Origin of the sequence: Janthinobacterium rivuli, assembly GCF_029690045.1 — a bacterium.
Classification (GTDB): domain Bacteria; phylum Pseudomonadota; class Gammaproteobacteria; order Burkholderiales; family Burkholderiaceae_D; genus Janthinobacterium; species Janthinobacterium rivuli.
On sequence record NZ_CP121464.1, the window covers coordinates 2,131,453 to 2,158,088 of the forward strand.

At 58.8% G+C, this 26,636-nt stretch carries 28 protein-coding genes; 16 read left to right on the forward strand and 12 right to left on the reverse strand.

Annotated elements, in window-relative coordinates; genetic code table 11:
- Positions 1-34: 34 nt before the first annotated feature.
- A complete protein-coding gene (locus P9875_RS09770) occupies positions 35-823 on the reverse strand; it encodes a GPO family capsid scaffolding protein (RefSeq protein WP_278318255.1) in 789 nt (262 codons plus the stop codon).
- 136 nt (positions 824-959) lie between these two features.
- Here P9875_RS09770 and P9875_RS09775 point away from each other — a divergent pair, with 136 nt between their 5' ends.
- Genes P9875_RS09775 through P9875_RS09785 form a run of 3 tightly spaced genes read left to right on the forward strand, consistent with a single transcriptional unit; the run spans position 960 to position 4,056 of the window.
- Entirely contained in the window at positions 960-2,771 is a 1,812-nt protein-coding gene (locus P9875_RS09775; RefSeq protein ID WP_278318256.1) for a terminase ATPase subunit family protein, read from the forward strand.
- A complete protein-coding gene (locus P9875_RS09780; protein ID WP_278318257.1) occupies positions 2,768-3,829 on the forward strand; it encodes a phage portal protein in 1,062 nt (353 codons plus the stop codon). The genes P9875_RS09775 and P9875_RS09780 overlap by 4 nt, the downstream gene beginning before the upstream one ends.
- Complete coding sequence (locus P9875_RS09785; RefSeq protein ID WP_278318258.1) at positions 3,826-4,056, forward strand: hypothetical protein; 231 nt, start codon at positions 3,826-3,828, stop codon at positions 4,054-4,056. The genes P9875_RS09780 and P9875_RS09785 overlap by 4 nt, the downstream gene beginning before the upstream one ends.
- On the opposite strand, the gene P9875_RS09790 is transcribed toward P9875_RS09785, so the two are convergent.
- Positions 4,039-4,701, reverse strand: coding sequence for a hypothetical protein (locus P9875_RS09790; protein ID WP_278318259.1), 663 nt, complete (start codon positions 4,699-4,701; stop codon positions 4,039-4,041). The two genes, P9875_RS09785 and P9875_RS09790, sit on opposite strands and share 18 nt — an antisense overlap.
- Positions 4,702-6,335: 1,634 nt before the next feature.
- Between P9875_RS09790 and P9875_RS09795 the strand changes: the two genes are divergently transcribed.
- The 5 genes from P9875_RS09795 to P9875_RS09815 all read left to right on the forward strand — a co-directional run bounded on the left by P9875_RS09795 (position 6,336) and on the right by P9875_RS09815 (position 11,285).
- Positions 6,336-7,184 carry a hypothetical protein gene (locus P9875_RS09795; protein WP_278318260.1) on the forward strand — a complete coding sequence of 283 codons (849 nt, stop codon included), beginning with the start codon at positions 6,336-6,338 and terminating at the stop codon, positions 7,182-7,184.
- Positions 7,185-7,477: 293 nt separating this feature from the next.
- Positions 7,478-8,500, forward strand: a complete 1,023-nt coding sequence (locus tag P9875_RS09800) for a GTP pyrophosphokinase (protein WP_278318261.1) — start codon at positions 7,478-7,480, stop codon at positions 8,498-8,500.
- 225 nt (positions 8,501-8,725) lie between these two features.
- Entirely contained in the window at positions 8,726-9,889 is a 1,164-nt protein-coding gene (locus tag P9875_RS09805; protein WP_278318262.1) for a serine hydrolase domain-containing protein, read from the forward strand.
- Between the two features lie 578 nt (positions 9,890-10,467).
- Positions 10,468-10,725 (forward strand): hypothetical protein, encoded by a 258-nt coding sequence (locus P9875_RS09810; protein WP_035826142.1) that lies wholly within the window; start codon positions 10,468-10,470, stop codon positions 10,723-10,725.
- A 167-nt stretch (positions 10,726-10,892) separates the two neighbouring features.
- A complete protein-coding gene (locus P9875_RS09815; RefSeq protein WP_081922738.1) occupies positions 10,893-11,285 on the forward strand; it encodes a GFA family protein in 393 nt (130 codons plus the stop codon).
- Positions 11,286-11,396: 111 nt separating this feature from the next.
- On the opposite strand, the gene P9875_RS09820 is transcribed toward P9875_RS09815, so the two are convergent.
- Positions 11,397-11,762 (reverse strand): hypothetical protein, encoded by a 366-nt coding sequence (locus P9875_RS09820; RefSeq protein ID WP_278318263.1) that lies wholly within the window; start codon positions 11,760-11,762, stop codon positions 11,397-11,399.
- A 340-nt stretch (positions 11,763-12,102) separates the two neighbouring features.
- Between P9875_RS09820 and P9875_RS09825 the strand changes: the two genes are divergently transcribed.
- The 6 genes from P9875_RS09825 (at position 12,103) to P9875_RS09850 (ending at position 14,890) form a co-directional block, all read left to right on the forward strand.
- Positions 12,103-12,510: a GNAT family N-acetyltransferase gene (locus P9875_RS09825; RefSeq protein WP_176388580.1), complete on the forward strand. Its 408-nt coding sequence runs from the start codon at positions 12,103-12,105 to the stop codon at positions 12,508-12,510.
- A gap of 7 nt (positions 12,511-12,517) precedes the next feature.
- Complete coding sequence (locus P9875_RS09830) at positions 12,518-12,964, forward strand: hypothetical protein (RefSeq protein WP_278318264.1); 447 nt, start codon at positions 12,518-12,520, stop codon at positions 12,962-12,964.
- Between the two features lie 102 nt (positions 12,965-13,066).
- On the forward strand, positions 13,067-13,630 hold the full coding sequence (locus tag P9875_RS09835; RefSeq protein WP_158300171.1) for a peptidoglycan-binding domain-containing protein: 564 nt from the start codon (positions 13,067-13,069) through the stop codon (positions 13,628-13,630).
- An 8-nt stretch (positions 13,631-13,638) separates the two neighbouring features.
- Entirely contained in the window at positions 13,639-13,947 is a 309-nt protein-coding gene (locus P9875_RS09840) for a hypothetical protein (protein ID WP_099402545.1), read from the forward strand.
- Positions 13,948-14,123: 176 nt separating this feature from the next.
- A complete protein-coding gene (locus tag P9875_RS09845; protein WP_035826151.1) occupies positions 14,124-14,324 on the forward strand; it encodes a DUF3079 domain-containing protein in 201 nt (66 codons plus the stop codon).
- Positions 14,325-14,395: 71 nt separating this feature from the next.
- The gene (locus tag P9875_RS09850; protein ID WP_278318265.1) at positions 14,396-14,890 is read left to right on the forward strand and encodes a prolyl-tRNA synthetase associated domain-containing protein; all 495 of its coding nucleotides are present in this window, start codon (positions 14,396-14,398) and stop codon (positions 14,888-14,890) included.
- A gap of 10 nt (positions 14,891-14,900) precedes the next feature.
- On the opposite strand, the gene P9875_RS09855 is transcribed toward P9875_RS09850, so the two are convergent.
- Positions 14,901-16,136: an MFS transporter gene (locus P9875_RS09855; protein WP_423221830.1), complete on the reverse strand. Its 1,236-nt coding sequence runs from the start codon at positions 16,134-16,136 to the stop codon at positions 14,901-14,903.
- A gap of 156 nt (positions 16,137-16,292) precedes the next feature.
- Here P9875_RS09855 and P9875_RS09860 point away from each other — a divergent pair, with 156 nt between their 5' ends.
- A complete protein-coding gene (locus P9875_RS09860; protein WP_278318266.1) occupies positions 16,293-16,910 on the forward strand; it encodes a TetR/AcrR family transcriptional regulator in 618 nt (205 codons plus the stop codon).
- Here P9875_RS09860 and P9875_RS09865 read toward each other — a convergent pair.
- The gene (locus tag P9875_RS09865) at positions 16,907-17,377 is read right to left on the reverse strand and encodes a GNAT family N-acetyltransferase (RefSeq protein WP_278318267.1); all 471 of its coding nucleotides are present in this window, start codon (positions 17,375-17,377) and stop codon (positions 16,907-16,909) included. The two genes, P9875_RS09860 and P9875_RS09865, sit on opposite strands and share 4 nt — an antisense overlap.
- A 41-nt stretch (positions 17,378-17,418) precedes the next feature.
- Complete coding sequence (locus P9875_RS09870) at positions 17,419-18,090, reverse strand: XAC2610-related protein (RefSeq protein ID WP_278318268.1); 672 nt, start codon at positions 18,088-18,090, stop codon at positions 17,419-17,421.
- A gap of 177 nt (positions 18,091-18,267) precedes the next feature.
- Here P9875_RS09870 and P9875_RS09875 point away from each other — a divergent pair, with 177 nt between their 5' ends.
- The gene (locus tag P9875_RS09875) at positions 18,268-18,924 is read left to right on the forward strand and encodes a tetratricopeptide repeat protein (RefSeq protein WP_278318269.1); all 657 of its coding nucleotides are present in this window, start codon (positions 18,268-18,270) and stop codon (positions 18,922-18,924) included.
- On the opposite strand, the gene P9875_RS09880 is transcribed toward P9875_RS09875, so the two are convergent.
- From P9875_RS09880 to P9875_RS09905, 6 genes are all read right to left on the reverse strand, one after another.
- Complete coding sequence (locus P9875_RS09880; protein WP_278318270.1) at positions 18,911-19,888, reverse strand: ribonuclease Z; 978 nt, start codon at positions 19,886-19,888, stop codon at positions 18,911-18,913. The two genes, P9875_RS09875 and P9875_RS09880, sit on opposite strands and share 14 nt — an antisense overlap.
- 38 nt (positions 19,889-19,926) lie before the next feature.
- Entirely contained in the window at positions 19,927-20,760 is an 834-nt protein-coding gene (gene fdhD / locus P9875_RS09885) for a formate dehydrogenase accessory sulfurtransferase FdhD (RefSeq protein WP_374106439.1), read from the reverse strand.
- A 148-nt stretch (positions 20,761-20,908) separates the two neighbouring features.
- Complete coding sequence (locus P9875_RS09890; protein ID WP_099402553.1) at positions 20,909-21,829, reverse strand: bestrophin family protein; 921 nt, start codon at positions 21,827-21,829, stop codon at positions 20,909-20,911.
- A 27-nt stretch (positions 21,830-21,856) separates the two neighbouring features.
- On the reverse strand, positions 21,857-22,837 hold the full coding sequence (locus P9875_RS09895; RefSeq protein WP_176388592.1) for a cytochrome d ubiquinol oxidase subunit II: 981 nt from the start codon (positions 22,835-22,837) through the stop codon (positions 21,857-21,859).
- A 30-nt stretch (positions 22,838-22,867) separates the two neighbouring features.
- Complete coding sequence (locus P9875_RS09900) at positions 22,868-24,247, reverse strand: cytochrome ubiquinol oxidase subunit I (RefSeq protein ID WP_278318271.1); 1,380 nt, start codon at positions 24,245-24,247, stop codon at positions 22,868-22,870.
- Positions 24,248-24,260: 13 nt separating this feature from the next.
- Positions 24,261-26,573 carry an FdhF/YdeP family oxidoreductase gene (locus P9875_RS09905; protein WP_099402556.1) on the reverse strand — a complete coding sequence of 771 codons (2,313 nt, stop codon included), beginning with the start codon at positions 26,571-26,573 and terminating at the stop codon, positions 24,261-24,263.
- Positions 26,574-26,636 lie beyond the last annotated feature (63 nt).

The window sequence follows — 26,636 nt, forward strand, 5'->3', positions numbered from 1 at the left end:
GTTGTTGATGGGGTGTGAGGGATGGCGCGGGCGCTTAAAACTCGGTCTGCACGGCGCCGTCGTTGCCGGTGGCGGCCGGGCGGCGCGGGCCGTTGCCGGGCGCTTCGTCCATCTGCGCCTTGAAGGCGGCCAGCTCGTCCTGCGTGGCTTTCAATGCCGTTTCGGCTTTCTCCAGGCGCATCACGGCATCCGCGTAGTTGTCGTTGGCGGTGACGACGTGGCCGGCCAGCGCCTGCACGGCTTCGCTGATGTCGGCGAACTGCGCGGCGTCGGCGCCGGATTTATTCGAAAAGCGCGACAGCAGGTTTTTCACGGCATCGGCCAGCTTGATGCCTTGCGGCTCGTCAAATTCCAGCGTTACCTCGACGGCCGAAGTAAACAGGTTGGCAGCTTGCTGCTTGCGGCTGGCCGAGAATTGCAGCGCCTCGGTGCCGAGGCTGGCCGGGCTGTCGGTGACGCCCAGGCCGACCAGGTAGGGCTGCGACGAGTCGGCAAAATCGGGCTGGATTTCCAGGCTGGTGTACAGCTTCTGTTTCGCCTTGTTGATGGCCACCAGCTCCGGCGTGGGTTCGATCTGCGCGAACAGGGCCAGTTTCTTGCCGCTGTCGGTGTCCACCTCTTCGGCTTTCACCGCGATCACGTCGCCGTAGGCTTTAAATTGGCTGTCGGGCAGGATGCCGCGAATGTGCTCCAGCCAGATGCGCGCGCCGTAGGTCTTCGGGTTGTAGGTGGCGGCGATCTGCTCGATGGTGGCGCGGTCGATATTGCGGCCGTCCGTGGTGGCGCCTTCGGTGGCGACGCGGAAGAATTTCGATTTGGACATGGTGGGCGTTCTCGGTTGATCGGATAACGCCATGGTCAACGTCTTGGCGCCGCGATTCAATGCGGTGCGGGTTGCTATGGGCCATAGCGACTTTTGCCTTCTCCCGTTCCGCGCGCGCGCGGCCTACGCTGGCGGCATGCTGACAATCGAGAAAAAAAGCGAACAAACGGCGGACGAAAAAATCGCCGAATTGGCCGTGCCCGAATCCGAGCCGCGCCGTGCCGCGCGCGCCCTGTACTGGAAGGGCTGGCGCATTTCGTCCATCGCCCGTCACCTGGGGATCAAGCGCAGCACCATCAATAGCTGGAAAGAGCGCGACGAATGGGACAAGGCGCAGGCCATCGAGCACGTCGAAGCGTCGGCCGAGCTGCGCCTGGTCAAGCTGATCGAAAAAGAGGTCAAGAGCGGCAGCGACTACAAGGAAATTGACCTGCTGGCGCGCACCATCGTGCAGATGGCGCGCGTGCGCCGCTACGAGCAACCGGGCGGCAACGAGGTTGACCTCAATCCCAAGCTGGCGAACCGCAACGCCGGCCCGAAGAAGAAGCCGACGCGCAACGACTTCAGCGAAGAGCAGAAAATCCAGCTGCTCGACGCCTTCCAGGATTCGCTGTTCGACTATCAAAAGGTCTGGTATCGCAACGGCGACCAGCGCACGCGCGCCATCCTCAAGTCCCGCCAGATCGGCGCCACCTGGTACTTCGCGCGCGAGGCGCTGGCCGACGCCATGGCGACGGGCCGCAATCAAATCTTCCTGTCCGCATCGAAGTCGCAGGCCCACGTCTTCAAGCAATACATCGTGCAATTCGCGCGCGAGGCGGCCGGCATCGAGTTGACGGGCGACCCTATCGTGCTGCCGAACGGCGCCCACCTGTATTTTCTGGGCACCAACGCGCGCACGGCGCAGGGCTACCACGGCAATTTCTACTTTGATGAATTCTTCTGGACGCAGAATTTCCAAGAGTTGAACAAGGTGGCCTCGGGCATGGCCATCCACAAGAAATGGCGCAAGACCTACTTTTCAACGCCATCCTCGACCACGCACCAGGCTTACCCATTCTGGACGGGCGAGCTGTTCAACAAGCGCCGCGCCAAGGCGGATCAAGTCAACATCGATGTGAGCCACGGCCGCCTGTCGTCGGGCTTCACGGGCGAGGACAAGATCTGGCGTCAGATCGTCACCATCCTGGACGCCGAGCGCGGCGGCTGCAACCTGTTCGACATCGACGAGCTGCGCAACTTCGAATACAGCCCGGACCAGTTCGACAACCTGCTGATGTGCAATTTTATTGACGACTCGGCCAGTGTCTTCCCCTTGGCCGAGTTGCAGCGCTGCATGGTTGATTCCTGGGTGGAGTGGGACGACTACAAGCCGTTGCTGGGCCTGCGCCCGTTCGGCAACCGGCCCGTGTGGATCGGCTACGACCCGGCCTTGAACGGCGACAGCGCCGGCTGCGTGGTGCTGGCGCCGCCCATGACGGCCGGCGGCAAGTTCCGCATCTTGGAGCGCCACCAGTGGCGCGGGCAGAGCTTCGAAGACCACGCCGACGCCATCCGCCAGATGACGCAGCGCTACAACGTCGAATACATCGGCATCGATACCACGGGCATGGGCATCGGCGTGCTGCCCATCGTGCGCAGCTTTTTCCCGGCCGTCACGGCCCTGAACTACTCGCCTGAAGTCAAAACCCGCATGGTCTTGAAGGCCAAAAACATCATCAGCAAGGGCCGGCTGGAATTTGACGCCGGCTGGACGGACATCGCGCAGTCCTTCATGGCCATCCACAAGACCCTCACCCCTAGCGGGCGGCACGTGACCTATGTCGCCGGCCGCAGCGACGAAACCGGCCACGCCGATCTGGCGTGGGCCTGCATGCACGCCCTCGATCACGAGCCATTCGAAGGCACCACCGACAACCACCACTCTTTCATGGAGATTTATTCTTGAGAAAAGCACGACACTTGCGCGCCCGCGGCCAGCAGGCCGGGAGCGCACCACCACCCGCCACGGCGCCGGCCGCTGCCGGCATCGAGGCGTTTTCCTTCGGCGATCCGACGCCCGTGCTCGAGCACGCCGATATCCTCGACTGCTTCGAATGCTGGAAGAACGGCCACTGGTATGAACCACCCGTCAACTTGGCGGGCCTGGCCAAGTCCTTCAATGCCGGCGTGCACCATAGCAGCGCGATCCACTTCAAGGCCAACGTGCTGACGTCCACCCTGATGCCGACGAAATACCTGTCGCGCGATGGATTCAAGCGCATGGCCCTGGACTATCTGACCTTTGGCAATGCCTACCTGGAAGACCGGCCCAGCCGCAGCGGCAAGGCGCTGGCATACCAGCACGCGCTGGCCAAGTACATGCGGCGCGGCGTCGATCTGGATACCTACTTTTTCGTGAACGGCTACCAGGCCGTGCACCAGTTCGACAAGGGCCGCGTGTTCCACCTGATGGAGCCGGACGTGAATCAGGAGCTGTACGGCGTACCGCAGTATCTGAGCGCCCTGCAATCGGCCTGGCTCAACGAGGCGGCCACGCTGTTCCGCCGCAAGTACTACAAGAACGGCTCGCACGCCGGTTTTGTTTTCTACATGACGGACGCCGCGGCGAACACGCAGGACGTGGACAACCTGCGCCAGGCTATGCGCGACAGCAAGGGGCCGGGCAACTTCCGCAACCTGTTCATGTACGCACCGAACGGCAAGAAGGATGGCATCCAGATCTTGCCCGTGTCGGACGTGGCCGCCAAGGACGAGTTCTTCAACATCAAGAGCGTCACGCGCGACGACCAGCTGGCCGCGCACCGCGTGCCGCCTCAGCTCATGGGCATCCTGCCGAACAATGCCGGCGGCTTCGGCGCTGTCGAGCCTGCCGCGCGCGTGTTCGCGCGCAACGAGCTGGTGCCGCTGCAGGCGCAGTTCGAAGCGATCAACGAATGGGCCGGCGTGGAAGTGGTGAAGTTCGCCCCGTATGACCTGGGCCTGGGCAAGGAGACAGCGCAATGAGCGATCACATCGACAACACGGACAAGATCATCTTCGCGGAGGTGGCGCGCGGCTTGGCCGCCGTGCGCTGCCGGCCCGCCCTGGTGGCGCACGGCTGCTGTCATTACTGCGACGAGGCGCTGGCGCCCGCGCTGCTGTTCTGCGATGTGGACTGCCGCGACGACTACGACAAGGAGCAAGCGGCCAAGGCGCGCGCCGGCCGCACAGGATTAATCACATGTCAGTGAGTGATCTGGGAAGTGACTCAACTTGAATTTTTTCAATTCTTGTGTAACGGACTCTACAAGACGTTGAGGTTCTAATAACTTCTTGATGTCACGCTCCCAGCCTGTAGCTCCCCCTACGTGTTGGGTTACACCTTCCGGCCATCCCTGCAAGATGAGTTTGTAATAAGCAATACGTTCGGCGACCCTTGCCTCCTTTTTGCACCAAGCCAGCAACAAGACATTGTCGGTCATGGCTTGTATCGGGAAGTTATGCGCACTTGCTACAGCATCTTGATACAGGGTGTCCAGCGTGGAGCAGGTAAGTGTGTTGAGAAATGCAGTAGGGCATTGCAATCCAAACCGTTCAACTAGTTCATCGAACTTGGTTGAGTGGCGCAAGGGACTTATTGACTCATCTACGCCTTTACCATTCAGTAAAGGACTCGGTGTGGCCAGCGAAACTACAGGAAACGGCGTCATCAGTGAGTGCGTGTGGAACACGGGAACATAGTGTTCCTCGCCATACACGGGTTGTAGATAAATGCCAGTCAGTAGAGGGCCGTTACGCTTCAATAAGTGAAGTGGCTTATATATTTCATACGCACCAATCGCTTCTTTCCAGTCTTGAGTAATCGCCTTCTTTTCTGTCGCCGTCATCTTTTTCATAAGGTGTCTCAGGGTATATCGCTGTCTGCAAGGAGGAGTTGTCGAGAGGTTATCATTGTTGGCCTCCGATTGTACGCTGGTCCGTCACTCCGCTACCCGTTCCTTCCGCACCAGGATGACCGCCACGCCGCTATAGTCGGCAGGGCGTGGCCCCCACACTTCCTCCACGCCGGAGTTCTCCTCCCACTGTGCAAGCCGCCCATGAGGCGGCTTTTTCACGTCCCGACGATTGGTATTGCCATGGAAGTAAGAAAAAGCCCCATTTCGGCCCGGCGCGCGCAGTTGTCCCCCCTCCACACCTGCCCGCTATATAGGGCTGTTTTGACTCAAATTTGCGCCATGGCCGAAGGCGCATAGGGACTGACGCGGTGGGGCGAAAAGTGGGGCATCCGATTTGACGCATTTTGACGCACTTTGAGCGCTTTTTTGTTCGCATGGCGCATCGGCGTGGGGGCGACATTGTTTTCGTGCTGAGCTGCATTCTGGCGTGGTTCTGGCTGTGTTTTGTCGGTAAGAAGCCGCTGCCAATGTCGGAAGGCCGGTAGAATAATTTGCACGTGTACCGACCATACTCCCTGTAATTGTTGCGATCTACCGTGATGTCTCACGAGCTTTATTTGTCTTGAAATATTGATTTTTGGACACATATTGGGTCGGAAGTAAGAGTTTCTCTCTTACTTTTAAACACAAAAAAGGAGAATCAATTGGCTTTTTATGACGACGAAAAAAAAGTACGTAAAACCACCGAGGCGTACCAATACCAAGTGGAACGCAAGCCGGGGTCGAAACCTGGCGGCCCAGGAATTTACAAGTGTCAAGCTTGTGGCTATGAAGACGTAATTAATCGTGAATGCGGGACTCTTCCTCCTTGTTCAAATTGCAATGGCAAGCCGCACACGTGGAAGTTTCTGGTAAAAGCTGTAGACAAGTGAACTTCCCACTGTGGGAGGGACTAAGGGGCGGCAATTTTCCGACTCTTTAAGCGATGTAGGTGCAATAGTAGGTACATTTTTAACTAATGCGCTGAAAGTGGCATGGAATAAGCTTATTCGCCTCTCACCGCTTCCGCCAGGAAATAAAGAAACCGCCTTCGGGCGGTTTTTTATTGCCTGGCGGAAGCGAGCAGGGCGCCTTCGCGCCCTGCGTGTGAGATTCGAAGGGCTGGGCCTACCGGCCCAGCCCGCCCCGAATCCTCCAACTGCTGCCGCTGCGCGGCAGCCCCGCGCGCCGCAGGCGCGCGTTCGTAATTTCACAGCTTTTCGACTGAGCCAGCTTTCACAGCACCTACGCCTCAGTCCGTGTCTGAAATCCGGACCTGACCCTCGCGTCCTAATGTCGGGCATCGGCCAATATCAGAAGTGTCGCACCACCATCTCTGTTAATCTGCTGCTATCAAAATATTCTTGTGATATTTTGCGTATTTTTATCATGATATGAGTGTTATTCTAAGCTTCTTTCGAAACGGGTGTGAGCTTCTTGATGGCGCCAATACAGAACTTGAAATGCGCTTAAAGTTAGTGAAACCGATAACGCACTTGTTGAGAAAAACGTTACTCATATTATTTCATTGCATTAAATGTAATATCAATTGTGCTGATTCGTTCATAAAAAACTTTCACTACTTTAGGACTCGCATGAAGCAAAGCTGGTCTACAGACAAGCTGATCTGGAGCTATATTGGTGTGCTTATCGCTGTTTCTGTAACGTCATGTAGCTGGGGGCTTCTTGCACCGTTATTGAGGTTGAACGAGAACCAGATACTCTACTTGTTCTCGACTTCGGCTCAAGTCATCGCTGCGATATATGGACTAACGCTGACTGGCTTTCTTTTCTTCAGAAACGAATTGAACCGTGAAGCAGCGGAAGATGAGACCTTGGTGGAAGCAATCGAGCAGCTCAAATCAAGATATTTCTCTTTGCTCGTATTCATCACGGTAATAGTTGGTATAACTTTGTTACTGTCTAACGCCGCCATCTCATACGAAGCAGATGCTCGGGCTAACGTCATAACGCTCCTAATCAACGCGGGCCAGTCCTTTCTTGCTGTGTCATTTGTAGCGATTGCGGCATTCGTATTTGATGTAATTGCTCCTCAGCGCATCCAGAAGGCAAGTCAAAAGTTGAAGGATGAACTAGACCCAACTACAAAGCGCGAACTGCGGGGAAGCCTAGAAAGCTTCCTCACGAACTACAACCGAATTGAATCTTTGCTAATAGATGCTGGCTCACTCTATCAAGCTGAACCTATTTCTAATTATGAGTCAAGAGTGCCAAGACGTATGTCAAACGCACGTCTGGCTGAGATTTTGGTGCGAAGCGAACGAATAGACAAGACGCTTTTCGATAGGCTCCGGGAATTGATAACTTTACGTAACGCAATTATTCATGGAGCAGAACCTGTCGTCAGTAAGGAAATTGTCGATATGTCGGCGCAGGTACTTCGTGACCTTCAGGTAGCATTAGAATCGGAGGCTCCTCGGTGAGATCTAGCTCTTCGATCGAGAGAATGCTTTCCGGTGGCGTGTCAGGTCTGCCATTCGGACACGATCTCAGACTTGGCGTCCAGACTCACCGCAAAATGTGATGTACTAATTATCAATACGGCACGACTAACTATGCTGCGTACGTATTGACACTGGGCTTACGCAGAGACTTCAGCTTGGGGATTCGCATAGCTGGGCCCGTGTCGGAATGGCAGACCTGACCCTCAAAGGCTCAAACGTGTGATCCTCAAACGTGTTTTTATATCGTTATCTGGCTGTTTAAAATAGGACTTATGATGACTCTGAAAGATGCCCTCCATTCCGAATACTTAACTATGGGCCCTAGTCTTGCTCGTCTACAACGGGTGATGGTTGAGCAATTGGAACGTTTAGTGGAAACTTGCAGCCTAACCCTTGGTGTTCCGATTGAAAGCCGGGTAAAGACTTGGGATTCTATTGCAGAAAAGCTTGAAAGAAAGGGCCTGAATTCGAAGAAACTCGACGAGATCGAAGATCTTCTTGGCGTCCGTGTTATTTTTCTATTTCAGCGGGATTTGGAGCCATTTCACGCTCAGATCGAGAAGATTTTCAAGGTGCTTTCAGTGGAGGATACTTCTCACCGGCTAGCGGATGCGCAGTTTGGCTACAAATCTCGTCACTACATGCTTACCATACCTGCTGAGTGGGACGGGGTCCCAAGCATGCAAGGGCTGACTGGGCGAAAAGTAGAGGTTCAGGTTAGGACGCTGGCGCAACATATTTGGGCGGCTGCCTCGCACAAATTGCAATACAAACATGAAGAAAGTGTGCCTCCTCCGATACGTCGATCAATTTATCGCGTTTCCGCTCTACTTGAGACAGTTGATCTAGAGTTTACACGCGTGCTCGAGGAGCGCGAGGAGTATGTCAAGACTCAAGCGATGCGACCGGTTGAACAAGATAAGTTAGATGTAGACATTGTTGAAGCAGTTCTTGACGAACTGCTTCCTGCACAAAACAAAGACCTTGGTGCAGAGGACTACTCCGACTTGCTGAAGGATCTACAGCACTTTAACATTGAAACGCGTGGCGCTCTTACTTCATTACTATTGGAGCACAAGCGTGCGATTTTAAGCGCTGATACGGATGAGGCTGGGACCCGGAGTGTTTATGATGATGATGAGTTTCCTGATGAAAAAGGAGAGCACATTTCGAACCGCCTCGCTCGTGGTGTTTTCTTTACGCATGTTGGTCTCGTTCGCCAAGCTCTCGGTGAACAGTTTGGAGAGGAAGTTTTTCGGAATTGGCAGTTATCAGACGACGATAGTTCCCAATAGTTGTTTCGATGTGGAAACACCGCCACATCTCACCTCGACCGGACCAAGCGAGAGTACTCCAGTGGTTTTTATTTCGCTCACCACTAAACGACGCTTTTCTCCCGCTGGTCCGCCGAAAGCGCAGTTCGTCGCAAGCTGTTAGTTCTTTGTCGCCATCCTCGTTATCTTCCTTGTTGAGCTGGCGCGAACGGTCGCGCTGCCGAGCCTTTCAACGGGGATGTCCACATGCTGAAACTTCACACGCGTCGCCTCGCCTCACCGCTGCTGCTGACACTGCTTTTACTGCTGCAAGCTCCTGCCAGCCAGGCTGACTCCGTCTCCACCGTCTCCACCGCCACCGCTGCTCCCGCACTTGGCGAAGAAGAGGCGCTGGCCGCACGCATCAACAGCGAGATCGCGCCCCTGTTCAAGGCCAACGAGCCTGGCGCGACGATTATTGTCACGCGGGATGGCCTGACCGTGTTTCGCAAGGCCTATGGCATGGCCGATGTGGCCAAGGGCTTGCCCATGACCCCGGACACGGTGATGCGCATCGCCTCAATCACCAAACAGTTCACTGCCACGGGCATCTTGATGCTGGTCGATGAAGGCAAGCTGGCCCTGGGCGACGACATCCACAAGTTCTTTCCCGACTACCCCAGCGGAGGCCAGCGCATTACGATCGAACATCTGCTGACCCATACGTCGGGCATCGCCAACTATACGAACAAGCCGGGCTTTGAGGCGGGAATGAACACGGATCTGACCGTGAGTCAGATGATAGACAGCTTCAAGAACGATACGCTCCAGTTCGAACCAGGTACCCGCTACGCGTACAGCAATTCAGGTTACTTCTTGCTGGGTGCGATTCTCGAAAAGGTATCCGGGGTATCGTATGCAAAGTTCGTCGAACAGCGCATCTTCGTGCCGCTCGGTATGGTCAACAGCGCTTACGATGGACATGAACGTGGCAGCGCGATGCGCGCCCAGGGCTATACGCGCAGCAGTGCCGGCACTGGCTTTGAACCAGGCAAGGCGGTCAGCATGACGTTGCCGTATGCGGCCGGCGCACTCGTGTCCACAGTGGACGACCTGGCGCGCTGGGATGCCGCCGTCAGCGCAGGCAAACTGCTTCAGCCTTCCACTCAGCAGAAAGCGTTTACCGCCTATGTCCTGGCCGACGGCAAAAGTGTCCCCTATGGCTACGGATGGAGCGTGCGCGAGATGCGCGGTATGCCAATGCAGTCACATGGCGGCGGCATTCCCGGCTTTTCTACTTACGCTTTGCGTCTGCCCGAGAAACAATTGTATGTGGCCGTGCTGAGCAATGCCGACAGGGGCCTTCCTGGGGCCGAAATGATCGCGTTGAAGGCGGCGACTATCGCAGTTGGCCATGTTTTTTCCGACTAGATGGCGCCTCTGCCCGAAGCCGGGGTATTTGATGAGTACGCAAAGCCTTTTTTGTACCGATGCCTTTGTGTAGGTAGGTTAGTAGGTACGGCTTTTGTTGGGGACGAAGGCATCCATAAACCTGGTTCGCCCCGTCTCCTCGACCTTGCGCTGCGGAGGCAGGGGGCCACCCGGTGTGAAGGATCCGTCCGCACCGCCGCCTGCAACGCATGCGCAATCTGCCAAAAACGTGGCCTTTTATTCCCGGCCAAGCGCGGAAAACAGATGGCAAAATTCTCATCTTGCATGGTTTTCAACTAGGACATTTTGTCCCAATGTATGGATATTGTTTTCAAGTAGTATGCATCAGAGCGTGCAGCAACACCGTCCTTGTATGGCAGTCGCTGACGTTTTCGCCTCTCTCATCTGCATATGGCAAATCACTGCGCCCGATGCCATTGTTATTTCATCGGTAGCTATAATGACAGAGTCAAACAGGGTGCCTGGGAGATGGTTGGAACAGCAGCTGCTGATGCAGCGTTTTGAGGTGGTGCTCCTCACGATAGATAGTGTCAAGTAATAGACTGGAAATACTCAAAATGACGGATTTGGATTGGACCCCTATAGTCTTCGTGACATTCAAGGCTCTCGTGCTCGGCACGGGCATGTTCTTCGCCATCAAGTGGCATTACGATCAAGGGAAGAAGGACAAGGATAAGGCGAAGCAGAATCGCGCGGTGCTGCGCGCGAGCGGCAAGGTGGTCACAGTCTTCGTGCTATTGCTCGTGGGCCTGGGGATCGCCACCTTCTTCCTTATCAGGATGGGCGGTCTGGAGTTGGACTTGACCCTCCCTTGATGGCAAAGAATAGTCGGCCGAGATCCAGTGGTACGGCAGCAATTCCCCGATGCGGCTCGTGGGGGAACTGCCCCTCGCTTCGGTGCTGAAAAATTCCTCCCGATGTGTCTTGTTTGTGCAGAAGTACTGTGTAAAAATACAGTATCAACGTTCAAAAAGGACACCTCATGATCAAAGGCAGCTGCTGCTGTGGCTCAGTAAAGTTTGAATTGGCCTCACCCCCAGGCATGATGGGCATGTGTCACTGTTCGCGTTGCCGGAAGGCCGGGGCGAGTGCCCTGGCCTTCGTGGATAAAAATGCATTTACCTTGCTGGAGGGGCGGGAATTTATTCAACGATATGAGCCAGAGGCTCCTTTTAAATACGCTAGAACTTTTTGCAAGAAATGCGGGACTTCTTTGGGGGAGATTGGCTCAGAGAGCGATTCATTTCCAATATCGCTTAACTGCCTGGATGATGACCCTGAGGTAAGAATACAATTTCATGTGCATGTTGGCTCCAAGCCTGCATGGTATGAAATTTGTGATAATGCCAAACAGTTTCAAGAAAGTCCGACATAATAAAAAAACCAGTCATTTGACTGGTTTTTTATCGCATTCATGACACTCCGAAGAATTCCGATGATCGGTTGCTGTCAGGATGGCTCCTCCAGCCATACCCTCGCGCGCTGATCATTTATGCGCCACCGGCCCCTTGGCGATCGGCACAAACACTTTCCATTTATCTTGTATCGTGGGTTTGACCGTCTTGGCGCAACTCACAGCAACATTCGGTCCGGTCAGGCCATGGCTTTTCGGAACCCATTGCACACGCAACGCTACCGCGCATTTCGTTACCAGAATCTTCCGGTTCGGCTCCAGGACTTGCCAGCTTGTTCCATTTTTTGCATTTTCAGCTGCCATGAACTGTACCGCTGCATCCCTGATCTCAAACAAGCCATGGATGTCACCGCGTGTCCGGTCTTCGTCAAGCGTGCCAGCGAGTGCTGATGAGGCACCAGCAACAAGAAAAAGGGCGGCAACAAAGGAGGTGTACATGCGTTTATTCAATCGTAACGGTACCCACATATTTACAATCCTTGCCAAGTCTGTTTGAGATCAGATAGAGATATGGAAGGTTCCACATTTCCAGTGTGTGCATTGTCACACAAGCTACCGTAGCTTGTTCGTTTGCTTGCCGGATTCCTGTTTGATTGCGAGGTGGCGTATGAAGGCCAGCGTTTTCTGAGGTTCCGGGCATTTGACTGAACGCCAGATGCATGGCGGGGACGGGAACAGCCATTCTCCGTCGCAACTGGCATACTATTCAATGCATATGCCGATATGAGCAATGTTTGCAGAAACAAGCTGCGTCCAATTACCTGCCACCTTTAAACCCATGAAAAACATCAGCGTAGAATATCGTCACAACTTCCCCCTCGATCCGCTCGATGTCGTGCGTGTCTTCGATCAATCCGGAATCAAGCGTCCTACCGACAATCTCCCGAGAATCGCGCGCATGTTCGCCGCGCCTTGCCTTTTGCTGTCGGCCTGGGTGGATAATGAGCTTGTGGGTCTGGCCCGGTCGCTGACGGACTATGCCTACTGCTGCTATCTGTCGGATCTGGCCGTCAACAAGCAGTACCAGGGGCTGGGTATCGGCAAGGAACTTGTCAAGCGCACCCAGGCCATCATCGGCGACGAAGTCTCCTTGATACTGCTCTCCGCCCCGGATGCCATGTCTTACTATCCGACGCTCGGTTTTGAGCCTGCAGGCAATGCCTACGTCATCCGGCGCAAATATTGAGCGCCCTATGAAACCCGTCTACACCCTTGCTGAAGCCCTGGCAAAAGACCCCAGCCGCGTTGCCAAAACCCAGTCCCTCACCCTCGACAGTTCCAGACCCCACATGGGCCTGAAAGGCAGTCACGGCCTGTTCGCTTCCGAAGCCTGGTGGGAAAGCATCGAGGCCAGGCGCCTCCAGACGCAAATCGTGACGGGCAGCATCGAACGAACGTATTTCGCGGGCCAGGACAGCCGCCGTGGCGATCAGGTCAACAGCTTCACCTTGCGCCTGGCGGATGGCTCGACAGTCGACGAAAGCATCTACACGAATCACAAGCAGGACACCAGGCTGTTCGTGCCTGGCGCCATGGTGACGATGGTCTACGTGCTGGATGAGCTGAAGGCACAGCCGGCTGTCGACGGCGGTGTCAATTACGCGAGAACCGTGCTGGAAGTGGCCGTTTTTACGCAGTAAGGCAATTATGTCCAGTTGATACAGCTCCCCCAAGCTCCTGTTTCCTGTCAAAACCATCCCTCTAATTTGCATTAAATTAAGGATATTTCAGGGGGAGGCGAGATGGACGACGAACTCAGCGGTGAAAAATGGGGGCGGAAATTTCCAGGTAGCACCAACACGAGGGATTTATCAGGAAATTTTCGTTTGGCAGTAGAAGATTTTCTATATGCAATGAAAGAGGCGGGGATCAGGGTTGCAATCAATGCCACCTACAGACCACCACAGCGCTCTTACCTGATGCATTATGCGTGGAGACTCGCAAGAAAACAGCTGGATCCCCAACACATCCCAAAAATGGCGGGTGTGAATATCGAGTGGGATCACGGTGAAATTGACGCATCGGTCAAGGCTGCAAAGGCGATGTTGATTGTTTTACAGATTCATCATTTGCCCATCAAACCTGCACTACGCTCGCAACACAATTCTGGTCTTGCGATTGATATGGATTTGCTGTGGAACGGAACGGTAGAGGTGAAAGATGCGAGCGGTAATATGGTGAAGATTGCCACTTTGCCGAGGACCGGCATGAACAGGCAACTTATCGCGGTCGCTGCAACGTATGGTGTCAAGAAATACAACGGGCCTGGAAGCGACCGGCCACATTGGTCTAATAACGGCTATTAAAGGAATCCATGCGAGATTTTTTTCTGATGGTGCCAGTTTACTTTGTTTGCTCTTTTGCTTTTTCAGCCGAGCCACTCCCCAAGGATGTGAGCAGGTTTATCTACAACGCAGAAGCATGTGAGCACTTGGCGGGAGAGTTTGATGGCGAGCTACCGAGGAGGCAGCAGGATGACATTCTCAAGAACATACATAAATACTGCAAGGCGGCGAAAAATCAGCTGAGAATTCTCGAGATGAAATACCAAGGCAACGCCAGGATGATGAAGGTCATCAAGAGTAATGCGAATGATGCGGTGACCAGTTATGAACGGGAGTGATGCTTATCTCTGGACGGCATTCATTGGCCTCCTGGGTAAGCGCGAGGCGCAAGCTGCCGCCACAGCAATTTTCGTAAATTTGACCTATGCGAATTTCTCACCCGAATTCGTTTGACCTCCCCCCGCGCCAGGTCTAGAGTCTACAAGGAACCCTCAACCGACCACGATCGCCTCCCATGGCCAAGCCTTTTCCCTTGAATCCCAAGAACCCCGAACGCATCTGCTGGGGTTGCGACAAGTATTGTCCGCCGGACGCCATGCGCTGCGGCAATGGTTCCGAACGCACGCAGCATCCGATCGAGCTGTTTGGCGAAGGCTGGAATGACTGGGGACTGGCGGCGGCCGACAAGGCCGACCAGGACGAGAACAAGCCTTGACGGCAAGCGCACCACGCGGCGCGCCGCTACAATCGCCTCATCGCCCATTCATTGGAGCCGAGTAAATACCCATGCAAGAAACCCTGTCCCGCTGGCTGGCAAGCAGCGCCGGCGATTGCCCATTCGTCGAGCACCCGGCCGTGCACACGATCGATGAAGCACTGGTCCACGTGCCGGCCATGCCTGGCCTGATGGTCAAGAATCTATTCGTGCGCGATGAAAAGGGCCGCCGGTATTTCCTCGTCATCGTGCCCTTTGACAAGCGCATCAACCTAGCGGCGCTGGGGCGGCTTTTGCCAGCCAGTAAGTTGAGCATGGCCTCGCCCGAACGCTTGCTGCAGCACCTGGGCATCATGCCTGGTTCCGTCAGCCTGTTTGCGCTGATACACGACAGCGCGCAGGCTGTGGAACTGGTGCTGGACCAGGCCGTATGGGAAGCTGATTCAGTGCAAGCCCATCCGCTACGCAACACGGCGACGGTGGCGCTGTCGCATGCCACGCTGGTCAATTTCCTCGCGCAGACGGGCCACGTGCCCCGCATTCTGAGCGTGCCGGCGGCGAGCTGAAAGCTCCGTTTCAATGTCCGGCCACGGGCGTGCCGCCGCTGCGCCGTCCCGGCCGGAAACCGTGTTCGCGGGCCGACCAGGCGACAAGGAACCCCAGCAGTAGCAAGCTCACCATCGCCCACGGGAAAGCGCCCACGCCCCAGGTTTCCAGCAGGGCGCCGCCCACCACGCCCGCGGCGGCAATCGCGCCATTCCACGCCACCACATTCATCGACAAGGCCACGTCGGCGCCGCTGCCGGCCGTGTCCGCCAGTGCCGTTTGCAGCAGGGTGGCCGCGCCACCGAAGCTCAGGCCCCAGACGGCCATGCCCAGGTAGATCACAAAGGGGAGGTGCGCTGCGAGGCCCAGCACGAGGGCCGTGGCGGCGAACACGGCCAGGCTGGCCAGCACGGTGGCGCGCAAGTGGTGCTCGACTAGCCGGCCCGTGATCCAGATGCCGGCCATGGCGGCGGCGCCGAAGACGAGCAGCACCAGGTCGATTCGCTGCGTCAATCCTGCCGGCGCTACGAACGGGGCGATGTAGGTGTAGAGAATGTTGTGCGCCAGCATCCAGGCGATGACGACGGCCAGCACGGGGCGCACGCCCAGCGTCGTGAAGACGCGGCGCAGGGGCAGGCGTTCATGCACGGACTGGCCCGGGTAGTCGGGCACCTTCGCCAGCACCCAGGCGATCAGGATCAATGTCAGGGCGGAAATGATCCAGAACGCGGCGCGCCAGCCGACCAGGGAGCCGAGCAAGGTGCCCAGCGGTACGCCCAGGGACAGGGCGACGGGCGCACCCACCATGGCCAGCGCCAGGGCGCGGCCTTGCTGATGGGGCGCCACCATGCGTCGCGCGTAGCCGGCCAGCAAGCTCCACGCCAGTCCGGCCGCCATGCCGGCAAAGAAGCGGGCCGCCAGGGTCAGCCAGTAGTGGGACGACAGGGCCGTGACGGTATTGAACACGAGAAAGCCAATGATGGTCAGCAGCAGCACGTTGCGGCGGCGCCAGCCGCGCGTGGCGATGGTGAGCGGAATGGCTGCCAGCAGGGAGCCGAGCGCGTAGGCCGTGACCATTTGCCCGGCCAGCGCGGCGCTGACGCCGAGGCCCGCGCTGATTTGCGGCAACAAGCCGGCGGGCAAGGTTTCCGTGACGATGCAGATAAAACCCGTCATGGCCAGAGCCAGCAGGCCGGCGACGGGGAGGCGATCGGCCAGCGCAGGGCTGGTTCCGGTGGTGAGCGTAGCGTGATTCACGGCAAACATCCTTGTCAAGTAATCGGGCGCAGGAATCCCCCGACCGTTATGGCGGTACATATGTATCGATCGGTATAAATATAGGCGATGGCGTGCCGCGTTGTCAACGACTTCTGTATCGAGTAGTATGTAAGTAGCGTATGAGCAGATGAGAAGGAGCGATGGATGGCGCAAATGGGACGGCCGCGCACGTTCGACCGGCAGGCAGCGGTCGAGCAGGCCATGTTTTTATTCTGGCAGCAGGGGTATGAATCGACGTCCTTGAGCCAGCTCAAGGCGAGTCTGGGCGGCGGCATTTCCGCGCCCAGCTTTTATGCGGCGTTCGGCTCGAAGGAAGCGCTGTTTCGTGAGGCGGCGCAATGCTATCTGGACACGTTTGCCCGCGTGACGGAATGCTTGTGGGACGATGGCCTGGCGCCGCGCGCGGCCATCGAGCTGGCCTTGCGCCAGTCGGCCCGCATGCAGTCCGAGCCGGGCCATCCGCCCGGCTGCATGGTGGCGCTTGGCTGCATGAGCGCGCCGACGGCCGAGCATGCGGCCGTGGCTGCACCGCTGACGGCTTCGCGCGCCCGCACCCGCGCCGGCTTCGTGCGCTGCGTGGAGCGGGGCATGGCCAGCGGCGAATTGCCGGCTGACACAAATGCGGTCGCGCTGGCGTCCGTCTTCGACAGCTTTTTATCGGGCGTGTCGATTCAGGCCCGCGATGGCGTTGGCTACGCCGTGTTTGACGCTGCTATCACGCACATCATGCGCGTGTGGGATGCCCACCGTTTGACCGCTTAGGCCGTAAAGCGAAACTCCAGCACATCGTCGCCATACTTGTCCGTCTCGCCCGTCGCCGTCCAGCCCAGATAGCGGTAAAAGCCGTAGGAGCGCGAGGCGGGATCGCTGGAACAGCCGAGGAACAGCCGCTGGTGACCCTGCGCGCGCAGTTCCGTCATGATCAGTTCCAGCAAGGTTTTGCCGATACCGAGGCCTTCGAATTCCGGCAGCAGGGCCAGGACGATGATTTCGCCCGTGTCGCGCTCGCCAAAGCAGTAGCCGACCAGCTGGCCGTCGTGATGGCAGACCTGGCCAGGCAAGCTGCCCGAGCGCATCATTTCCGCCCAGGTGGCGGCCGTGATGCCCACTTCCGCCAGACGTTCTTTTGGGATGGCGTTTTGCCGCGTCTTGCCGCGCAATGCGATGAAGGCCGGCGTGTCTTCCGCTTTGGCGGCATGAAAAGTAATCGATGCTGGATGTGTCGTCATGTGTTTTATTTATTCAATGGTGTCGGATGGCAGGATAAATATCATTCCCAGGGTTTGCGCATGGTTTGCGCGTGACGCTGCCAGTCATATGCTTTTACGTTGTCAATGGCCTGCTGGCCGGGATTGCCGCTGTCGATGATTTCATCCTTGACGATGGTCAAGGCGTCTTTTTCATTCAAACGATATTCCCGATAGCGCTCGCAATCCTGTTCGCGCCGGGCGGTGGCGATTAATTTGTCAGCCCGCCATGCATAGCTGTCTTCATAAAAGCATTGCGCTGCGCAGCCGCAATTGGGGATGCCGCCTTTGATTCCTTGATCGGCCATGCTGATATCCAGATTCGGAATCGCTGACAAGGGTTGATTGAAACGGTATTGCTTCGCCGGCGCATCCCATAGCCACACATCGGAACAGCGGATGCGCCCCTGGCTATCCGTGTAACCGGTCACCCACAGGTCGGCATGGCCGTCGAAATTCATGTCGACCAGCAGCGCGTGCAAATTGCCCGTGCCGCTAGTGCTGCAACTGCCATTGATCCACTGCCTGCCGACTTTCAGCTGGTACGTTTGTTTTTCATCGTGATTCGCATAACGGATATCGGCCGCTTGCCGCACTTTTCCTGTGGCGGCTTTGTCCAGGTGCAAGGTGCCGCAATAAGCCGAGGTGGAAATCAGGGATAAAAGCAGCGATAAGGACAAGACAGTCAATTTCATGGCGATATTCTTGGGCGGGTACTGGGAGCCAATGTGGGGCACAATGCCCCGATTGCATCAGGCGGAGAATGATGATAACGCATGATTTGGGCAATGCGCCACACCGTTTCCTATCGTGCATTCTGCGCGGAACAGTGCTGTGTACAATGCCCAAAAATCCCCGAATAAGGAATTCTGATGACATCCTCTCCTGAAACTTTGAATGAAGCGGGCATCCTCGCGTATAACGATCATAATTACACCGAGGCGTTCAGGCAATTCGACGCGGCCGCGCGCACCGGCGATCCGGCCGGCCAGCATTTATTGGCCAGCCTGTATTACCAGGGCCATGGCGTGACGCAAGACTTGCCGAAAGCGGTGGAACTGTTCACGGCCGCCGCGCAGGCGGGCTTTCCGCCATCGCTGGCCAATCTGGCCCTGATGTATGCGAGTGGCGATGGCGTCGCGCAAGATACGGCGCAAGCGCTCGCGTATGGCCGCCAGGCGGCCGAGGCGGGCGATGGCCAGTCGCAATTCAACCTGGCGCAGGCGTACCGCAAGGGCGATGGCGTGTCGCAAGACTTTGCCGAGGCGGCGTTCTGGTACAAGCAGGCGGCCGAAGCCGGTTCCCTGTCGGCGCAGAATGAATACGGCTTGCTGTACGCGCAAGGGCAGGGCGTGGAGCTCGATTACGTGCAGGCGTATGCGTGGATCGCCATGCCGGCCGAGGCGGGCAGCGCGCAATCGGTCAAGAACCGCGACCAGTTGCTGGAAATCCTCACGCCGTCACAGCAGCAAGCGGCGCGCGCGCTGGCCGCCGAGTATGCGGCGCAGTATGGCGTCAATCCCCACTAGATTTCTTTGCCGGCAGCTTGCTCAGCACACCGGCCGCATCGAGTTCATAGCTGTCGAAATCGCGTGCGAGGAATAGTTCGCCCGAGTAATGCAGCCGGGCCTCCGCTTCCAGCTCGGCCATGCCTTCCGCATGGTGATAGCGGGCGCTGAAGTGGGTGAGGATCAGGTTCGGCAAGCGCACCGCTTCGGCGAACTGCGCCACGCGCTGCACGGAGCTGTGCGTGGGGCCGGGCCCCACTTTCTGCAACATCGCTTCCGTGTAGGTGGCTTCATGCACGAGCAATTGCGCGCCGGCACAGGCGTCCGTCAGCAACGCTGGCGTGTCGTTGTCGCCGCCGATCACTACCGTGGCGCGCTGCGTGTCCGTCTGGCGGAAAGCGCCGGCCGCCAGTACCGTGCCATCGTTCAGGATCGCATCCTGGCCCGCTTGCAACTGTCCCCAGGCGGGACCGGGCGGCACGCCGGCCGCCAGCAAGGCCGGTTTGTCCAGCTTCCACCGGCTCGTTTCCAGCGCAAAACGATAGCCCACGCTCGGCGCACGGTGCGACAGCGCATGGCGTGAGATGGTCAAGCCCGCTTCCTCATGCACGACTGGCGCGCTGTCCACGTCGATGTGGATCAGCGGATACGTCAGGAACAGTTCCGTGTGCAGCAGGGTGGCGTCGATCCAGGCCTTGATGGCGGCCGGGGCGATCAGCAGCAAGGGCTTCTTGCGCCCCGTCATGGAGGCGCTGGCCAGCAGGCCCGGCAACCCATAGCTGTGGTCGCCATGCACATGGGTGATGCAAATGCCCACCAGGTCGTGCACGGACAGGGGGATGCGCTGCAGCCGGTGCTGCGTCGCTTCGCCGCAATCGATCATCCACCAGTCGCGGTTGTGCGTGGTTTGCAGGGCCAGCGACGTGACGTTGCGGTGGCGCGTGGGCACGCCGGAAGACGTGCCGAGAAAAGTCAGTTTGAACATGGGCGCATTATGCGGCAGGCGTGCCCGCTTGCCAATGTTCAGCCCACCGGTGGCACCTCGTCTGCCGTGTAATCGACAAAGCCGTCGCGGCGGCAAAAGCTGGCCAGTTGCATGCCGGCCTGGCGCGCGATGCGGATGGCCAGCGAGGTGGGCGCCGAGATGGTGGCGACGAGCCCGATATGCATGCGCGCCGACTTGCGCACCAATTCATAGCTGGCGCGGCTCGACAGGAAGACGAAACCGTCGTGCATGGCGATGCGGTGCAGCGCCAGGTAGCCGATCAGTTTATCCAGGCCGTTATGACGGCCCACATCCTCGAACACTTTCACGATGGCGCCCTCGGCCGTGCACCAGGCGGCCGCGTGTACGCCGCCCGTCTTGTGCATCAGTTCCTGGTAGGGCAGCAGTTCGCGCGCGGCGCGGCCGAGGATGGCGCTGCTGGCGACCAGCGGCGGCAAGGGGCGCGTGATTTTTTCCGGTACCAGATCCAGTAAGGCCAGGCTTTCGATGCCGCACACGCCGCAGCCCGTGCGTCCGGTCAGCGCGCGGCGGCGGGCCTTGAGCTTGATCAAGTCCGGCTGGGCGATGGTCAGCCGCACTTCCGCGCTGTCCGCGCCGCAGCACACGTCGAGGTCGTAGATGTCGCGCACGCTGCCGACGATGCCTTCGGTCAAGGTAAAGCCGACGGCGAATTCCTCGAGGTCGCGCGGCGTGGCCATCATCACCGCGTGGGCGATGCCGTTGTAGACGAGAGCCACGGGATATTCCTCGGCCACCATGTCGTGGCCCGCCGTGGCCACGCCGGCCTGGTGGCGCACCATGGGAACTTCCAGGTAACCGTCGCGTTCGATGGTGGTGATGTCGCATTCCATGATGTTCTCCTTGTAACGCCTGACCAAACCTACTGCGCGTCGCGATTTGCGGCCTGCGATGCTCACTGTGCATTCGCACAGCTGCGCTTCTCAGCCACAACTCCCTTCCGCTCGCTACGGTTTTGTCATGCGTTATTAATTAATTAAATTAATCGATCTGATAGCGCGGGCAAGGCCGTATCGAAGGCGGCAGCGGGTCGCCGTTCAATTCCAGCAGCGAGCGTTCCGTTTCCCGCGTCATGGCGTTCAGGGCCAGGCAGTTGGGCGCGAGGCCGAACGGTTCAGCGATCTGTTGCGCGATGGCTTCCAGCGCAAACAGGGTGTAGGCGACAAAGACGGAAATGAGGGGCGTGGCCACGCCGATGGCGTCCACCAGACCCAGCGGCAGTAAAAAACAGTACATGTAGACGGTGCGGTGCACCAGCACGCCGTACGGATACGGAATCGGCGTGTTCTTGATGCGCTCGCAGCCGGCCACGGTGGCGGCCAGGTCGTTGAGCTGGGTGTCGAGCATCCACAGCAGCTGGGTCTGGCCCGGCTGGCGCTGCACGGCGTCGTACAGCATGGCGCGCACGGAATGGAGCACGGCGACGGGCTTGAAGTTGACGCCCTGCAAGCGCTGCATGTCCTCGGCCGGCAGGTAGCGCGCCAGATCTTGCTGCGGGTCCGTCTGGCGCAGCTGGTGCTTGAGCGCATACACGAAAGCGATCAGGCGGCGCAGCAGCAACTGGTGATCGAGGCCGCTCGTCTCCTGCGGCAGATACGTGAGCGCCTGCGAAGCGAGGGCCCGCGCGGCGATCAGCAATTGCCCCCAGATATGCCGCGCCTCGACAAAGCGCGCATAGCTGGCATTGTTGCGAAAGCCGAGGAAGATCGCCAGGCTGATGCCGACCATGGGAAACGGCGCCGTATCGAGCGGAATCTTGACGCCGAAGATACGGCCATCCGTCAGCAGGGCCAGCGAACTGACGACCAGCATCAGCAGCAATTGCGGGATGATGGCTTGCAGCACCGAGCCATCCCAGACGAACAGCATGCGGAACCAGTTGGTGGTGGGGCGGATAATCATGATGGAAGACGCATGCCGTGGTGCCGGTTAATGTTTCCGGGGCACGACTTTGCCCTCGAAGACGTAGTATTGGAACAGGTTGTAGCCGATCATGATCGGCAGCATGGAACCCATGCCGATCAGCATGAAGATCAGGGTCGGCTCATCGGACGCAGCCGCCGCGATGCTCAGCTTGCCCGGCACGAGGTCGGGGAAGAAGCTGATGGCCAGGCCCGCAAACGAGGCCAGGAACAGCACGATGGCGCCGCGGAACGGTCCGCGCACGCCGTTCACGTGCACGGCCCACAGGATGTAAATAAAAGCGCTGGCGGCGATGGCTGCCAGGGCCAGCAGCACGCCGAACACGCCCGGCTGCGCCCAGCGGTCGTGGCCGATGGCGCTGAAGACCATGGTGCCGGCCGACAGCACGATGGCGGCCGCGACAGTCGCCAGCACGCTGGCCGTCGCATAGCGGCGCGCCGCCGCTTCCAGCTGGCCGCCCGTCTTCTTGATCAGGTAAGTGCTGCCCAGCAGGCAATAGCCGGCGACCACGCCCAGCGCCGTGCAGGCCGTGAAGACCGCACTCAGCGGGCCCGGCTGCAAGCCCGTGATGACCTCGCCCAGCACCACGCCTTGCGCCACGGCGGCCAGCAGGCTGCCCACGCCGAAGATCAGGTCCCACAGGCGCTTGTTGCCGGCCGCATGGCGGAACTCGATCGAGGCGCCGCGCATGATCAGGCTGGCGATCAGCAGCATGATGGGAATGTACAGCTGTTCCAGCAAGGTGGCGTAGGCGCTGGGGAAGGCGCCGAACAGGGCGCCGCCCACTACCACCAGCCAGGTTTCATTGGCGTCCCACACGTGCTCGATGGACTGGAAGATCAGGTTGCGTTCCTGCTCGCGGCGGGTGAACAGGCTGAGGATGCCCACGCCCAGGTCGAAGCCGTCCGTGACCACGTAAAAGATCAGCATCAGGCCGATCAGGCCGAACCAGGCATTGCCCAGCATGGCATGCGAATTGATATCCATTACAAACTCCTTGATTGGTTGGGGCGCACTTCAGTACCCCGCGGCATGGGCAGCGTCCGGCAGCGGCAGCGTCACATCCGGGCCTTGTTGCAGCCATTTCTTGGCAAATACAAAGAAAGTGACAAACAGCACGATGTAAAACACGAAGAACATCAGCATGCTGCCGGCCACGGCATGGGCCGCCACGTCGGAGACGGCGTCGCGCGTGCGCAGCAAGCCGTACACGACCCACGGCTGGCGTCCCACTTCGCGCACGATCCAGCCGCACTCGACGGCGATATAGGGCAACGGTATCGTCAGCACCCAGGCCAGCAGCAACTTGCGGTTGCGCACGAACTCTTCCACTCGGCCGCCTACCTTGCGCCAGGCCACGAAGGTCCAGAACGACAGCAGCACGAACCACATGCCGATGCCGGCCATGGCGCGGAAGGCGTAGTACAGCAGCGGCAGCATGGGCGGCTGGTCTTCGCGGGCGATGTCGGCCAGGCCCGTGATCTTGCCCGTGGCGCTATGCGTGGCGATCACGCTGAGCATGCCGGGCACTTCGATGGACCAGTCATTCTTTTGCTCCGCCTGGTTGGGCCAGGCCAGCAGGGACCAGGCCGCGCCTTCGCCATCGGGATTCGTGTGCCAGTGGCCTTCGATGGCCGCGCCCTTGGCGGGCTGGGTCTTGAAGACGTCGACGCCGCTCGAATCGCCGAGCCACACTTGCAACGGTGCAATGACCAGCAGCAGCATCAGCGCCAGCTTGAACGAGCGGGCGAAGAAGGCCGGTTCGCGGCGCTTGAACATATACCAGGCGGAAATCCCCGCGATGACGAACAAACCCGTTTCCACGGCGGCCACCCACATATGGCCCACGGCCCAGGCCATGTCGGGATTGAAGATGGCGGCCACGTAATCGGTGACGATGATCTTGCCGTCGACCACGCGCACGCCGGCCGGCGTCTGCATCCAGGAATTGGCGACCATGATCCAGAACGAGGAAATGCTGGAACCGAGCGCCACCATGCCGGTGGCAAACAGGTGCACGCCTTTCGGTACGCGGCCCCAGCCGAACATCATGACGCCGATGAAGCCCGCTTCCAGCATGAAGGCCATGGCGCCTTCGAAGCCGAGGATGTTGCCGATAAACTGGCCGGAATGGTGCGAGAACGGCGCCCAGTTGGTGCCGAACTGGAATTCCAGGGGAATGCCGCTGACGACGCCGACGGCAAAGTTCAGCACCAGCAGCTTGCTCCAGAAGCGCGCGTGGCGGTAGTAGACGGGGTCGCTGGTGCGCAGCCACAGCGCCTCGACAACGAACAGGAACAGCGACAGGCTGATCGTCAATATGGGCCACAGGATGTGGAAGATGGCCGTCATCGCAAATTGCGCGCGCGACAGGTCCAGGGTATCGAAACCGAACATGGCGTTCTCCTGATCAGCTGAGGGCGGCGGAAGGCGATAGCAGCACGGGGATGGATTTGAAGGTCGGCGTGCGCGAGCCTTCGCCCACGCTGTCGAGCGGCACCAGCGGATTGGTTTCCGGGTAGTAGGCGCCGATGCAGCCGCGCGGGATGTCGTACTCGACCAGCAGGAAGCGGTCGGCGCGGCGTTCGATGCCGTCATGCCACACGCCGATCAGGTCGACCCAGTCGCCGGCCGCAAAGCCCAGCATGGCCAGGTCATCCTTGTTGATGAAGACCACGCGGCGCTGGCCGAACACGCCACGGTAGCGGTCGTCCATGGCGTAGATCGTCGTGTTGTACTGGTCGTGCGAACGCGTGGTCATCAGCACCATCAGGCGCTCGCCATATTGCTGGCGCGCACGGTGGATCGGCGTGTCCAGTTCCACGGCATTGACAAGGAATTGCGCCTTGCCGCTTTCCGTCTTCCACACGCGTTCGCGCGAGGCGATTTTCAGGTGGAAGCCGCCCGGCTTGGCTATGCGCAAGTTGTAGTCGAAAAAGTCGTCAAAAACTTGCTCGATGGAGTCGCGCAGCAGCGCATAGTTGCCGGAAAAGCGCAGCCAGTCGATCTTTTCGCTGCCCACGGTCGCTTGCGCCATGCCTGCCACGATGGCGATTTCCGAGCGCAGATTGGGCGAGGCGGGCTGGTTCATGCCGAACGAGATGTGCACCATGCTCATCGAATCTTCCACCGTCACGCCTTGCGCCACGCCTTGCTGCACGTCGATTTCCGTGCGTCCCAGGGTCGGCAGGATCAGCGCATCCTTGCCATGTACCAGATGGCTGCGGTTGAGTTTGGTGGCGATATGCACGGTCAGGTCGCACGAGCGCAGCGCGCCCCAGGTGCGCGGCGTGTCCGGCGTGGCCATCGAGAAATTGCCACCGAGCGCGACAAACACTTTGACTTTCTTTTCCAGCATGGCTGCTATCGTGCCGACGGCGTCATAGCCGTGGTGGCGCGGCGGCTCGAAGTTGAAGACCAGACCCAGGCGGTCGAGGAATTCCTTGGTCGGCTGTTCCTCGATGCCCATGGTGCGGTCGCCCTGCACGTTCGAGTGGCCGCGCACCGGACACAGGCCCGCGCCGCGCTTGCCGATATTGCCGCGCATCATCATCAAGTTCGACAGGATTTGCACGGTGGCCAGCGAATTCTTGTGCTGCGTCACGCCCATGCCCCAGGTGGCGATGACGGCCTTGCCCTTCACATAGATCTGCGTGAGTTCCTCGATCTTGTCGCGCGCCACGCCCGATTCGGCCAGCAGCAAGTCCCAGCTTTCGGCGCGCAGGTCGGCGGCGAACGCGTCGAAGCCTGCCGTGTGCTCGGCGATGAAGGCGCAGTCGAGCACGCGCTCCTGGTCGTGGGCGATGGCTTCGTCATCGAGCTCGACGACGCGCTTGGCCATGGCCTTGATCAGCGCGAAGTCGCCGCCCAGAGTGGGGCAGATGAACAGCGAACAGATGTTCGTGCTGCCGCCCGTCAGCATTTCCAGCGGATGCTGGGGGCTCGTGAAGCGCTCCAGGCCCCGTTCGTGCAATGGGTTGATGGACACGATGGTGGCGCCACGGCGCGACGCTTCGCGCAATTCTCCCAGCATGCGCGGGTGGTTGGTGGCCGGGTTCTGGCCGAACAGCAGCAGGGTGTCCGCATGTTCGAAGTCGTCCAGCAGCACCGTGCCCTTGCCGATGCCGACGGTTTCCGGCAAGCCACGGCTGGTCGCTTCGTGGCACAGGTTGGAGCAATCGGGGAAATTGTTGGTGCCGTAGGCGCGCACGAACAGCTGATACAGGAAAGCGGCTTCGTTGCTGGCGCGGCCAGACGTATAGAAGGCGGCCTGGTTCGGGTCGTCCAGCGCGTGCAGGTGGTGCGCCACGAGGGCGAACGCGTCGTCCCAGGAAATGGCCTGGTATTTGTCGCTGGCAGAGTCGTATACCATGGGGTCCGTCAGGCGGCCATGTTGCTCCAGATCATAGTCCGACTGCTCCATCAGTTCGGTGACCGTGTGCTCCTGGAAAAACTCGGGACGCACGCGCTTGCTTGTCGATTCGGCGGCCACGGCCTTGACGCCGTTTTCGCAGAATTCAAACGTCGACGCGTGTTCGCGGTCGGGCCAGGCGCAGCCGGGACAGTCGAAACCGTCGGGCTGGTTTTGCTCGAACAGCGAGCGGTAATTGCCCGCGCTGACTTTTTCCTTGAACAGATTGATGGCCACGTACTTGAGGGCACCCCAACCGGCCGCGGCATGGGTGTAGGGCGCGATGCGCGCGTCGGACTTTGGCTTGCTCATGATGACTCTCCTGGTGATATGCGATGGGACAATCACATGGTAGGGGCGGCGGCTTGCCCCGTA

Coding starts and splice junctions, on each gene's coding strand:
- P9875_RS09850 (WP_278318265.1), top strand. CDS start 14,396: ATGCAAGAAACCCTGTCCCGCTGGCTGGCAAGCAGCGCCGGCGATTGC.
- P9875_RS09905 (WP_099402556.1), bottom strand. CDS start 26,573: ATGAGCAAGCCAAAGTCCGACGCGCGCATCGCGCCCTACACCCATGCC.
- P9875_RS09880 (WP_278318270.1), bottom strand. CDS start 19,888: ATGTTCAAACTGACTTTTCTCGGCACGTCTTCCGGCGTGCCCACGCGC.
- P9875_RS09900 (WP_278318271.1), bottom strand. CDS start 24,247: ATGTTCGGTTTCGATACCCTGGACCTGTCGCGCGCGCAATTTGCGATG.
- P9875_RS09865 (WP_278318267.1), bottom strand. CDS start 17,377: ATGACGACACATCCAGCATCGATTACTTTTCATGCCGCCAAAGCGGAA.
- P9875_RS09855 (WP_423221830.1), bottom strand. CDS start 16,136: ATGTTTGCCGTGAATCACGCTACGCTCACCACCGGAACCAGCCCTGCG.
- P9875_RS09790 (WP_278318259.1), bottom strand. CDS start 4,701: ATGAAAAAGATGACGGCGACAGAAAAGAAGGCGATTACTCAAGACTGG.
- P9875_RS09870 (WP_278318268.1), bottom strand. CDS start 18,090: ATGAAATTGACTGTCTTGTCCTTATCGCTGCTTTTATCCCTGATTTCC.
- P9875_RS09840 (WP_099402545.1), top strand. CDS start 13,639: ATGCGAGATTTTTTTCTGATGGTGCCAGTTTACTTTGTTTGCTCTTTT.
- P9875_RS09825 (WP_176388580.1), top strand. CDS start 12,103: ATGAAAAACATCAGCGTAGAATATCGTCACAACTTCCCCCTCGATCCG.
- P9875_RS09770 (WP_278318255.1), bottom strand. CDS start 823: ATGTCCAAATCGAAATTCTTCCGCGTCGCCACCGAAGGCGCCACCACG.
- P9875_RS09845 (WP_035826151.1), top strand. CDS start 14,124: ATGGCCAAGCCTTTTCCCTTGAATCCCAAGAACCCCGAACGCATCTGC.
- P9875_RS09895 (WP_176388592.1), bottom strand. CDS start 22,837: ATGGATATCAATTCGCATGCCATGCTGGGCAATGCCTGGTTCGGCCTG.
- P9875_RS09805 (WP_278318262.1), top strand. CDS start 8,726: ATGCTGAAACTTCACACGCGTCGCCTCGCCTCACCGCTGCTGCTGACA.
- P9875_RS09890 (WP_099402553.1), bottom strand. CDS start 21,829: ATGATTATCCGCCCCACCACCAACTGGTTCCGCATGCTGTTCGTCTGG.
- P9875_RS09820 (WP_278318263.1), bottom strand. CDS start 11,762: ATGTACACCTCCTTTGTTGCCGCCCTTTTTCTTGTTGCTGGTGCCTCA.
- P9875_RS09860 (WP_278318266.1), top strand. CDS start 16,293: ATGGCGCAAATGGGACGGCCGCGCACGTTCGACCGGCAGGCAGCGGTC.
- P9875_RS09810 (WP_035826142.1), top strand. CDS start 10,468: ATGACGGATTTGGATTGGACCCCTATAGTCTTCGTGACATTCAAGGCT.
- P9875_RS09830 (WP_278318264.1), top strand. CDS start 12,518: ATGAAACCCGTCTACACCCTTGCTGAAGCCCTGGCAAAAGACCCCAGC.
- P9875_RS09875 (WP_278318269.1), top strand. CDS start 18,268: ATGACATCCTCTCCTGAAACTTTGAATGAAGCGGGCATCCTCGCGTAT.
- P9875_RS09800 (WP_278318261.1), top strand. CDS start 7,478: ATGATGACTCTGAAAGATGCCCTCCATTCCGAATACTTAACTATGGGC.
- P9875_RS09815 (WP_081922738.1), top strand. CDS start 10,893: ATGATCAAAGGCAGCTGCTGCTGTGGCTCAGTAAAGTTTGAATTGGCC.
- P9875_RS09795 (WP_278318260.1), top strand. CDS start 6,336: ATGAAGCAAAGCTGGTCTACAGACAAGCTGATCTGGAGCTATATTGGT.
- P9875_RS09775 (WP_278318256.1), top strand. CDS start 960: ATGCTGACAATCGAGAAAAAAAGCGAACAAACGGCGGACGAAAAAATC.
- fdhD (WP_374106439.1), bottom strand. CDS start 20,760: ATGGAATGCGACATCACCACCATCGAACGCGACGGTTACCTGGAAGTT.
- P9875_RS09785 (WP_278318258.1), top strand. CDS start 3,826: ATGAGCGATCACATCGACAACACGGACAAGATCATCTTCGCGGAGGTG.
- P9875_RS09835 (WP_158300171.1), top strand. CDS start 13,067: ATGGACGACGAACTCAGCGGTGAAAAATGGGGGCGGAAATTTCCAGGT.